The sequence below is a fragment of the Neoroseomonas alkaliterrae genome, assembly GCF_014199195.1.
In the GTDB taxonomy this organism is placed as follows: Bacteria; Pseudomonadota; Alphaproteobacteria; order Acetobacterales; family Acetobacteraceae; genus Neoroseomonas; species Neoroseomonas alkaliterrae.
The window spans coordinates 1-1,496 of record NZ_JACIJE010000041.1; the positions used below are offsets into that span (position 1 = coordinate 1).

Here is a 1,496-nt window from a genome sequence, read left to right on the forward strand (position 1 = left end):
TCAGATACCGTCATGCAATGCAAGGCCCTTCTGCGTGGCCCGCAGGGACGCGCGGCTGCGCTATTTGGATGGCTACGCCGCGCGCCCCTGCTCTGTGATCGGGACGAAAGGCCTGCGGTTCTTTGCGACGCTGTAGATGGCCATGAGCATCTTCCGCATCGCGGCGATGAGCGCGACCTTGTGAGGCTTGCCGCTGGCCTTCAGCCGATCGAAGAAGTTCTGCAGCCATGGATCGCGTCGCACGGCGCCGAGCACCGGCATCCACAGCGCGCGCCGGAGCCGCGCGTTGCCGAGCGGCGCCAGCTTCGCCCGGCGTGCATTCTGCTTGCCCGACTGCTTCAGGCCGGGGACCACGCCAACATAGGCAGCGAATGCCGAGGCCGACTTGAAGCGCGCCGGATCGCCGACCGCGGCGATGATGCGTGCCGCTGTCTGTGGCCCTATGCTGTTCACCGTCAGAAGCAGCTTGCCGAGCTCGTGGCCGTCGATGATGCGGGCGATGTCCCGGTCGATCTCAGCGAGGCGTTCGCGCCACAGATCCAGATCCTGACAGATGTGCCGCGCCTGCATCTCGTAGGTCGCGCCATGGTGCTGGCCGATGGACCGCTTGGCGGCGTTGACGAGCTGCTCCGCGAGTTCGGCACCGACCAGGCGGGTCCGGGCATATCGGAGCCGGGCGATACGCCGCGGTGTGGCCGCGGCGAATGCGCGCGCTGTCGGGTAGTCTGCCAGGAGGCTCGTCGCCAGCCGGGTGTCGAGGCCATGGACGTAGCGGGTGAACTCCGGGAAGGTCAGGTCGACGAGCCGATGCAGCTGCAGGATGCGCGCTTCGAAGTCCTGCTGGAGGCGATCTCGATGGCGAACGAGCTCGCGCAGGTTCTCGACGGCCTCGTCGTGAAGGTGCGATGGAGAGGGGCGCCGCTCGAAGCCGAAGCGCGCGAGGGCGGTGGCGTCGATCGCGTCCGTCTTGGTGCGCTCGAGTTTGGCGTCCTGGAAGCGCCGCGACACGAGCGGGTTCAGCAGGGCGACGTCGTGACCAGCCGCGGTGAGCACTGCGAACACGTTCTTCCAGTAGTGGCCAGTGGCCTCCATCACCACGAGCACCGGCGCCGGTCCCAGCAGGCGGAGGAGCGTGTCGTAGCCTTCCCGGTCCTCACTGAACGGCGTGGGCTTGCCAATGGGCGCGCCCTGCTCATCGAGGCGGGCGAGGACGTGGCGCTCTGATGCGATGTCGATACCGGCGAACATGGGGCCTCCTCGGTGTGGTGCAGGCCGGGAGCCTCGGAGCCGGCGTTCGAGCTCGCGCTTGTGCAAGCGAGGCTGCCGACTGGCTGATCGACACCTCGGGATACCGTTCGAGCCGAGAACGCCGGTCGAGGGCGCCAATCTGACGCCCGGGGAAGAGACCCCAAACCATGTGCGGCGACCCTCTCCCAGCGACCGCCGCGCCACCCTAGCCAAAGAGGGCGCACCGGCAGGGACACCAGTTACAAGCC

1 protein-coding gene is annotated in these 1,496 nt (G+C 67.8%); it reads right to left on the minus strand.

Annotation, left to right across the window (positions count from 1 at the left end):
* Positions 1 to 72: 72 nt before the first annotated feature.
* Positions 73 to 1,248: an IS110 family RNA-guided transposase gene (locus FHS88_RS20440; protein WP_184487326.1), complete on the minus strand. Its 1,176-nt coding sequence runs from the start codon at positions 1,246 to 1,248 to the stop codon at positions 73 to 75.
* Positions 1,249 to 1,496: the final 248 nt, after the last annotated feature.